The 9,511-nt window shown below is 73.0% G+C and carries 5 protein-coding genes; all 5 read left to right on the plus strand.

Going from position 1 to position 9,511, the window contains the following annotated elements; translation table 11 throughout:
* Nucleotides 1-2 precede the first annotated feature (2 nt).
* The 5 genes from ACZ7H1_RS32210 to ACZ7H1_RS32230 are packed head-to-tail and all read left to right on the plus strand — an operon-like array spanning nucleotide 3 to nucleotide 9,406.
* A complete protein-coding gene (locus ACZ7H1_RS32210) occupies nucleotides 3-1,205 on the plus strand; it encodes an enediyne biosynthesis protein (RefSeq protein WP_470791433.1) in 1,203 nt (400 codons plus the stop codon).
* Nucleotides 1,202-7,018, plus strand: coding sequence for a type I polyketide synthase (locus tag ACZ7H1_RS32215; protein WP_470791435.1), 5,817 nt, complete (start codon nucleotides 1,202-1,204; stop codon nucleotides 7,016-7,018). The genes ACZ7H1_RS32210 and ACZ7H1_RS32215 overlap by 4 nt, the downstream gene beginning before the upstream one ends.
* On the plus strand, nucleotides 7,015-7,515 hold the full coding sequence (locus ACZ7H1_RS32220) for an acyl-CoA thioesterase (protein WP_470791436.1): 501 nt from the start codon (nucleotides 7,015-7,017) through the stop codon (nucleotides 7,513-7,515). Before ACZ7H1_RS32215 ends, ACZ7H1_RS32220 begins: the two co-directional genes overlap by 4 nt.
* Nucleotides 7,512-8,060: a flavin reductase family protein gene (locus ACZ7H1_RS32225; protein ID WP_470791438.1), complete on the plus strand. Its 549-nt coding sequence runs from the start codon at nucleotides 7,512-7,514 to the stop codon at nucleotides 8,058-8,060. Before ACZ7H1_RS32220 ends, ACZ7H1_RS32225 begins: the two co-directional genes overlap by 4 nt.
* Entirely contained in the window at nucleotides 8,057-9,406 is a 1,350-nt protein-coding gene (locus tag ACZ7H1_RS32230; RefSeq protein WP_470791439.1) for a cytochrome P450, read from the plus strand. Before ACZ7H1_RS32225 ends, ACZ7H1_RS32230 begins: the two co-directional genes overlap by 4 nt.
* The last annotated feature ends 105 nt before the right edge of the window (nucleotides 9,407-9,511 follow it).

The raw sequence follows: 9,511 nt of genomic DNA on the forward strand, positions 1-9,511 counted from the left end.
CAGTGTCGACCCCCACCGCCGCTGCTGCTGCCGCCGGCAGCCCAGCCAAGCCCGCCGCGGCCCCGCGGCACGACCCCAAGGTCATCAAGGCCCTCCAGCGGTTCGCCGTCTCGATCACCGTGCTGAACATCCTCGGCTACACCGTGCTCGGTTTCGAGCAGGGCTGGCTGTGGCCGTTCATCGCGGTGGCCACCGGCTACACCACCGAGATCGCCCTCGAATGGGTCAGCGCCAAGGGAGAGGGCCGGACCCCGCGCTACGCCGGGGCCGGGTTCAAGGGACTCAGGGAGTTCCTGCTTCCCGCGCACATCACCAGCCTCGCGGTCAACATGCTCACCTACACCAACGACCGCTGGTGGGTCATGATGTTCGGCGTCGTCGTCGCCGTCGGCACCAAGCACGTGCTCCGCGCCCCGGTCAAGGGCCGCATGCGGCACTACATGAACCCGTCGAACTTCGGCATCATGATCATCCTGGTGCTGTTCCCCTGGGCCAGCATCGCCCCGCCGTACCACTTCACCGAGTACCTGACGGGCACCACCGCCCCCGGTGACTGGATCCTCCCGGCGGTCATCGTCACCCTCGGCACGATGCTCAACGCCAAGCTCACCAACCGCATGCCGCTGATCATGGGCTGGCTCGTGGGCTTCGCCGTCCAGGCGATCGTCCGCGGCTGGATGTTCGACACCTCCATCCCCGCGGCCCTGGGCATGATGACGGGCACGGCCTTCGTGCTCTTCACCAACTACATGGTCACCGACCCGGGCACCTCGCCCTCGAAGAAGTCCTCGCAGATCGCCTTCGGCGCCGGTGTCGCCGCCGTCTACGGCCTGCTGATGGCCGTCAACATCACGTACGGCATCTTCTTCGCCACCGCGATCGTCTGCCTGATCCGCGGCCTGTACCTGTGGGGCCTGCACTACCAGACCAAGCAGCGCGAGGCGGCCGCCAAGCCGGTTTCCCTGCGCCCCGTGGAGCCCCTGGCCGCCGTCCCGGCACCGGTGGCGGCCGCCGCCCCGGCGCCCGCCGAGGCCCCGGTCAAGCTGCCCGTCTCCGCCGCGGCCGACACCATTCCCATGACCACCGTTGGTGCACCCGCCGCCGCCGGCACCGACCCGTGCACTGCGGGCAGCTGCCAGCACGGCAAGTGCGCGGCCATGCGGGCCGCCGCGGCGCAGGACCAGAAGGTGACGGTGACCCTGTGAGCAGAATCGCCATCGTCGGGATAGCGGGCCGCTATCCCGACGCCAGCACCCACCGGGAGCTGTGGGAGAACGCGGTCGCGGGCCGCCGCGCCTTCCGCCGCCTGCCCGACGTGCGCATGCGCCTCTCGGACTACTGGGACGCCGACCCGGCCACCCCCGACCGCTTCTACGCCCGCAACGCGGCCGTCCTGGAGGGCTACTCCTTCGACCGGATCGCACACCGCATCGCGGGCAGCACCTACCGCTCCACCGACCTGACCCACTGGCTCGCCCTCGACACCGCCGGACAGGCCCTGGCCGACGCCGGGTTCGCGGGCGGCGAGGGACTGCCGAAGGAGCGCACCGGCGTCATCGTCGGCAACACCCTCACCGGCGAGTTCTCCCGCGCCAACGTCATGCGGCTGCGCTGGCCGTACGTACGCAGGGTCCTCGCCGCCGCGCTCAAGGCCGAGGAATGGGAGGACGAGAAGACCGCCGACTTCCTCGCCGGCGTGGAGGAGGCGTACAAGGAGCCCTTCCCCGCCATCGACGAGGACACCCTGGCCGGCGGCCTGTCCAACACGATCGCCGGGCGGATCTGCAACTACTTCGACTTCAACGGCGGCGGCTACACCGTCGACGGGGCCTGCTCCTCCTCCCTGCTGTCCGTCACCACCGCGGCCACCGGTCTGGTCAACGGAGACCTGGACGTGGCGGTCGCCGGCGGTGTGGACCTGTCCATCGACCCCTTCGAGATCATCGGCTTCGCCAAGACCGGTGCCCTGGCCAAGCGGGAGATGCGGCTCTACGACCGCGGCTCCAACGGCTTCTGGCCGGGCGAGGGCTGCGGCATGGTCGTCCTGATGCGCGAGGAGGACGCACTCGCCGGCGGGCACCGCATCTACGCCTCCGTCGCCGGCTGGGGCATCGCCTCCGACGGCCAGGGCGGGATCACCCGCCCCGAGGTCAGCGGCTACCAGCTGGCCATGCGGCGGGCGTACGAGCGGGCCGGATTCGGCGCCGACACCGTACCCCTCTTCGAGGGCCACGGCACCGGCACCGAGGTCGGCGACGCCACCGAGCTCCGGGCCATCATGGGCGCCCGCTCCGAGGCGAACGCCAAGGCGCCGACCGCCGCCATCTCCTCCATCAAGGGGATGATCGGCCACACCAAGGCCGCCGCCGGCATCGCCGGACTCATCAAGGCCACCCTGGCCGTCGACGCGGCCATGCTGCCGCCCGCCATCGGCTGCGTGGAACCGCACGACCTGCTCACCGAAGACGGCGCCAACCTGCGCGTGCTCCGCCGGGCCGAGGCCTGGCCGAAGGACGCACCGCTGCGCGCCGCCGTCACCGCCATGGGCTTCGGCGGCATCAACACCCATGTGGTCGTGGACAAGGCCGTGCCCAAGCGGCGCCCGGCCCCGAGCCGCCGCGCCACCACCCTCGCCAACTCCCTGCAGGACTCCGAGCTGCTGCTGCTCGACGCCGAGTCCCCGCAGGCCCTGGGCGAGCGCCTCACCGAGGTGGCCGGCTTCGCGGCGCAGCTGTCGTACGCACAGCTCGCCGACCTCGCCGCCACCCTCCAGCGGGAGCTGCGGGAGCTGCCCTACCGGGCCGCCGCCGTGGTCACCTCGCCGGAGGACGCCGAGCTGCGGCTGAGGTCGCTGGCGGCGGCCGCGGCCGAGGGCACCACCCGCCTCTTCGCCACGGACGGCCGTACCTTCCTCGGCAAGGCCGTGGACGGCGACGCCCGGATCGGCTTCCTCTTCCCGGGCCAGGGCTCCGGGAAGGGCACCGGCGGGGGCGCGTTGCGCCGCCGCTTCACGGAGGCCGCCGAGGTCTACGCCAAGGCGGGCCTGCCCACCACCGGGGACATGGTCGCCACCGACGTGGCGCAGCCGCGGATCGTCACCGGCTCCACCGCCGGCCTGCGGGTCCTGGACTCCCTGGGCATCGAGGCCGAGGTGGCCGTGGGCCACAGCCTCGGCGAACTGTCCGCCCTGCACTGGGCGGGCGCCCTGGACGGCACGGACCTGCTGGAGGCGGCCCGGGTGCGCGGCGCGGCGATGGCCGAGCACAGCGCCTCCGGCACGATGGCCTCCCTGGCCGCCGCCCCCGAGGAGATCACCCCGCTCACCGACGGTCTGCCCGTGGTGGTCGCCGGCTACAACGGGCCGAAGCAGACCGTGGTCGCAGGTCCCGTGGACGCCGTCGAGGAGGTGGCCGCCCGGGCCGCGAAGGCCAAGGTCACCTGCACCCGCCTGGCCGTCTCGCACGCCTTCCACTCCCCGCTCGTGGCCCCCGCCGCCGAGTCCTTCGGCGAGTGGCTGGCCGCGGCCGACTTCGGGACCGTGGACCGGCGGATCGTCTCCACCGTCACCGGTGGGGACCTGGAGCAGGACAGCGACCTCGCGAAGCTGCTGCGCCAGCAGATCACCGACCCGGTGCTCTTCACGCAGGCCGTGGAGGCGGCCGCCGCGGACGTGGACCTCTTCATCGAGGTCGGCCCGGGACGGGTGCTCAGCTCCCTGGCCGCGGCCACCGTGGACGTACCCGCCCTCGCGCTCAACACCGACGACGAGACGCTGCGGCCCCTGCTGGCCGTGGCCGGCGCGGCCTACGTGAGCGGCGCGCCGCTGATCCACGAGCGGCTCTTCCGCGACCGGCTGACCCGGCCGCTGGAGATCGGGGCCGAGTTCAGCTTCCTCACCAGCCCCTGCGAGCAGGCCCCGGAGATCACCCTGCCCGCCGGACGCGTCGCCCGGCCGGAGACGGACGGCGACGCGGCCGACGGCCGGCGGGGCGAGGACGCGGCGTCCGGTACGGCCGCCGAGGGCGCATCGGCCCTGGAGGTGCTGAGGGCGCTCGTCGCCGAGCGCGCCGAACTGCCCCCGGAGCTGGTCGCCGACGACAGCAGCCTGCTGGACGACCTGCACATGAGCTCCATCACGGTCGGCCAGATCGTCAACCAGGCCGCCACCAGCCTCGGTATCGGCGCGGCCCACGTGCCGACCAACTTCGCCACCGCCACGCTGGCGCAGCTGGCCGAGGCCCTGGAGGAACTGGCCGGCTCCGGCGGCGGTGCGGCGGGCAGCGGCCCGCTCGTCACCGGATCCGCGGTCTGGGCCCGCCCGTTCGCGGTGGACCACGACGAGGTGCCGCTCGCCCCGGCCGGACCTGCCGGGCAGAACGGCCCCTGGGAGCTGTACACCGCCGGTCGGGACCCCTTCGGGCAGCAGCTCAAGGAGGCCCTGGAGCACGCCGGTGTCGGCTCCGGCGTGGTGGTCTGGCTGCCGCCGGCCTGCCCCGCCGCGCACATCGAGCAGGCACTCGACGGCGCCAAGGCCGCTCTTGCCGCCGGGGACCGCGAGCGCCGGTTCGTCCTGGTGCAGCACGGCCGCGGCGCGGCCGGACTCGCCAAGACCCTGCACCAGGAAGGGCACCTGCGCACCACCATCGTGCACACCCCGGCCCCCGGGGCCGACACCGTACGGACGGTCGTCGCGGAGGTTGCGGCCACCGGGCGGTTCACCGAGGTGCACTACGACGCCGAGGGGGTGCGCCGGGTCCCGACCCTGCGGGCCCTGCCCGCGGCCCCCGCCCGTACCGAGCACGTCATCGGCTCCGAGGACGTCCTGCTCGTCACCGGCGGCGGCAAGGGCATCACCGCCGAATGCGCCCTGGCCGTGGCCAAGGAGACCGGTGCGAAGCTGGCCGTCCTCGGCCGCTCCGACCCGGCCGCCGACAAGGACCTCGCCGACAACCTGGCGCGGATGGCCGAGAGCGGGGTCGAGGTCGCCTACGCCCGCGCCGACGTCACCGACCCGGTCCGGGTCGCCGCCGCGGTCGCCGAACTCTCCGGGCGGCTCGGCCCGGTGACGGCCCTGCTGCACGGCGCCGGACGCAACGAGCCCGGCGCCCTGACCTCCCTCGGCATCGAGGACTTCGAGCGGACCTTCGCCCCGAAGGTCGACGGCCTGCGGGCCGTGCTCGAAGCGGTCGGCGAGAGCAGCCTCAAGCTGCTCGTCACCTTCGGCAGCATCATCGGCCGCGCGGGTCTGCGCGGCGAGGCGCACTACGCCACCGCCAACGAGTGGCTGGCCGACATCACCGAGGAAGTCGCCCGCAACCACCCCGGCTGCCGCGCCCTGTGCATGGAGTGGTCGGTCTGGTCCGGGGTCGGCATGGGCGAGAAGCTGTCCGTGGTCGAGACGCTGTCCCGCGAGGGCATCGTCCCGGTCTCCCCGGACGCCGGAGTCGAGATCATGCTGCGGCTGATCGGGGACCCGGACGCCCCGGTGGTGACGGTCATCAGCGGCCGTACCGAGGGCATCGGCACGGTCCGCAAGGACCTTCCGCAGCTGCCGCTGCTGCGCTTCACCGGCACCCCGCTGGTGCGCTACCACGGGGTGGAGCTGGTCACCGAGGTCGAGCTCAACGCGGGCACCGACGCCTACCTCGCCGACCACCTCCTCGACGGGAACCTGCTCCTGCCGGCCGTCCTCGGCATGGAGGCCATGGTCCAGGTCGCGCACGCGGCCACCGGCTGGGACAAGGTCCCCGTCATCGACGGGGCCCAGTTCCTGCGGCCCATCGTGGTACCGCCCAACGGGTCCACCCGGATCCGCATCGCGGCCACCGTGACCGCCGAGGACACCGTGGACGTGGCGATCCACGCGGAGGAGACCGGCTTCGTCGCCGAGCACTTCCGCGCCAAGCTGCTCTACGGGGACATGCCGATCCCCGAGGGACAGCCCGAGCAGGTGCCCGCGGGCGTTCCCGCGGCCCCGCTGGAGCCCGTCGCGGACCTGTACCGCAGCGGAGTCCTCTTCCAGGGCGACCGCTTCCAGCGGCTGCGCCACTTCCACCGGGCGGCCGCCCGCCACGTCGACGCGGACGTGGCGCTGGGGGCGCAGGCCGGCTGGTTCGCCCCGTACCTGCCCGCCACGCTGCTGCTGGCGGACCCGGGCATGCGGGACGCGCTCATGCACGGCAACCAGGTGTGCGTCCCCGACGCCACCCTGCTGCCCTCCGGCATCGAGCGGCTGTACCCGCTCGCGCAGGGGGCCGACGTTCCCGAGCAGGTGCGCTACTGCGCCACCGAGCGGTACCGCGAGGGCGACAAGTACGTCTACGACGTCGCGGTGCGCGACGCCGACGGCCGGATCGTCGAGCGCTGGGACGGTCTGACCCTGCACGCCGTCCGGAAGAACGACGGCGCCGGGCCCTGGGTGGAGCCGCTGCTCGGCTCGTACCTGGAACGCACCCTGGAGGAGGTGCTCGGCACGCACATCGCGGTCGCGGTGGAACCGGACGCGCCGGACGCCGACGGCTCCACGGACTCCCGCAGGGCCGGCACCGCGGCCGCGGTGCAGCGGGCACTCGGCGACACCGCCGAGATCCGCTACCGGCCCGACGGGCGCCCCGAGACCGACGGCGGCCGGTACATCTCGGCCGCCCACGGCCTCGGTGTCACCGTCGGCGTGGTCGCGGACCGGACCGTCGCCACCGACGTGGAGGCCGTCAACGTCCGCTCCCAGGAGGAGTGGTCGGGTCTGCTGGGCGAGTACGCGGGGCTGGCGGCCCTGGTGGCCACCGAGACGGGCGAAGCCCCGGACACGGCGGCGACCCGGGTGTGGAGCGCCGTCGAATGCCTGAAGAAGGCCGGGATCCTGGCGGGGGCACCGCTCACGCTGGCTCCCTCCACCCGGGCGAACTGGGTGGTGTTCACGGCCGGTGACCTGCGCATCGCGACCTTCGTGACCGCGCTGCGCGGGGCTCTGGATCCGGGAGTCTTCGCCTTCCTGACCGACGGCACGGACGCGTCATGACGGGGCGGGCGGACCACTTCGCGTACCGGCACACCGTCTCCACCGTGGAGACGGGGCCGGGCGGCGCCGCGGACTACGTGCACTACCTGCACTGGCAGGGACGCTGCTGGCAGCTGTTCCTGCGGCAGGCGGCGCTGGACGAGCTCGACGGGGTCAACGGACCCGTCGGGCCCGACGGGAACGGTGGTTCGCCCGCCGACCTGCGGCTGTTCACCCTGCAGGTCGACTGTGAGCTCTTCGAGGCGGTCTGTGCGGAGGACCGCCTGTCCGTACGGATGCGCGTGGCCGAACTCGGCCACACGCAGATCGACCTGACGTTCGAATATGTCAGGGAAGGCGGGGACAGTGAGGTGCCCGTGGCCCGTGGCAGCCAGCGCGTGGTGTGTCTGCGCGGGCCCGACACCGGCCCGGTCCCCGCTCTGATCCCCGAGGCGCTGGCACAAGCGCTGGCGCCCTACGCGGCCGGGATTCGGCCGCCGGCAGGGAGGCAGACATGACTCTGATGGCCGCTCCGACTCTGGAGCTCGTCGACATGGGCGACCGGACCCAGCTGCGCAGGACCTTCGGGACCTTCCCCACCGGCGTCACCATCGTGACCGTCGGCGGGAACGCCCCCCGGGGCATGACAGCGAACTCCTTCACCTCGGTGTCCCTGGAGCCACCGCTCATTCTGATCAGCGTGAACAAGGACGCCATCATGCACGGCAGCCTGCAGTGCTCCGACACCTTCTCGGTGTCGGTGCTCGCATCCGGCCACGAGTCCGTGGCCCGCCACTTCGCCAACAGCAGGCGCCCGGCGGGCGCGGACCAGTTCGACTCCGTCGAATGGGTGCCCGGCCGGGTCACCGACGCCCCGCTCATCTCCGGGGCCGTCGCCCACTTCGAATGCGAGAAGTGGGCCGGGTACGACGGCGGCGACCACACCATCTTCCTCGGCAAGGTGCTCTGCGCGGCCCGGCAGCCCGAGGAGGAGGCCCTGCTCTTCGCGGGCGGCCGCTTCCGCGCCCTGCTCCCCGACCACGTGGAAGGCAGGGTGGCGTGAAGATCCACCCACCGGGCCCGCCGCTGCGGGCGATGCCCGGACTGCTGAAGAAACTGGCCCTGGACCGGCTGGCCCTGATGCAGGACTCGGCCGACCTGGGCGACGCCGTCCGGGTCAACATGGGCCCCAAGAAGCTGTACATCTTCAACCGGCCGGACTACGCCAAGCACGTCCTGGCCGACAACGCCGACAACTACCACAAGGGCATCGGCCTCGTGCAGGCCCGCCGTGTCCTGGGCGACGGGCTCCTCACCAGCGACGGCGAGGTGTGGCGCACCCAGCGCCGGGCCGTACAGCCCGCCTTCAAGCCGGGACGGATCAACCGGCAGGCGGACGCCGTCGCCGAGGAGGCGGCGAAACTCGTCGCCCTGCTGCGCCGCCACGAGGGCGGCGGACCGGTCGACGTGCTCCACGAGGTCACCGGACTCACCCTCGGGGTGCTCGGCCGGACCCTGCTCGACTCCGACCTCACGAAGCACGACTCGATCGCCCACGCCTTCGAGGAGGTCCAGGACCAGGCCATGCTGGAGATGGTCACCCAGGGAGCCACCCCCGGCTGGCTGCCCTTCCCGGCCCAGGCCCGGTTCCGCCGGGCCCGCCGGGAACTGAACCGGGTCGCCGACGCCCTCGTCGACGACCGGATCGCCCGGATGTCCGACGGGGAGCAGGTCGACGACGCCCTGTCCCGGATCATCGTGGCCGCCCGGGCGCAGGAACGCGACGTGGAGCGGGTACGGCAGAGGCTGCGCGAGGAACTGGTCACCCTGCTGCTCGCCGGCCACGAGACCACGGCCAGCACCCTGGGCTGGACCCTGTACCTCCTGGAACAGAACCCGGAGGCCCGTGAAGGGGTACGCGCGGAGGCCCGCGAGGTCCTCGGCGACCGCATCCCCGAGGCCGCCGACCTGCACAAGCTGACCTACACCACCAAGGTGATCCAGGAGGCCATGAGGCTGTACCCGCCCGTGTGGGTGCTGCCCCGGGTCGCCCAGCAGGACGACACGGTCGGCGGCTACCACGTGTCCGCGAAGGCGGACGTCCTGGTCTGCCCGTACGTCATGCACCGCAACCCGCGGCTGTGGGAGGACCCGCTGCGGTTCGACCCGGAGCGCTTCGACCCCAAGCGGGTGGCCGGCCGGGACCGGTACGCCTACATCCCGTTCGGCGCCGGCCCGCGGTTCTGCATCGGCAGCAACCTCGGGATGATGGAGGCGGTGTTCGTCGCGGCCCTGGTCACCCGTGACCTGGACCTGCGGATGCACCCCTGCCACCCCGCGGTGCCCGAGGCGATGCTCAGCCTGCGGATGCAGGGCGGCATGCCGATGACGGTGCACCCCGTGAACTAACCCGCAACGCAGAAGGGGGGGGGGGGGGGGGGCGCCCCGTCCCGCCCCCCCCTCCCGCTCCGGGGGGCTCCCAGGAAAGGGGCAGCAGCACCCAGGGGGTTAGGC

This window comes from Streptomyces sp. NPDC037401 (assembly GCF_055602345.1).

Coding starts and splice junctions, on each gene's coding strand:
- ACZ7H1_RS32220 (WP_470791436.1), top strand. CDS start 7,015: ATGACGGGGCGGGCGGACCACTTCGCGTACCGGCACACCGTCTCCACC.
- ACZ7H1_RS32225 (WP_470791438.1), top strand. CDS start 7,512: ATGACTCTGATGGCCGCTCCGACTCTGGAGCTCGTCGACATGGGCGAC.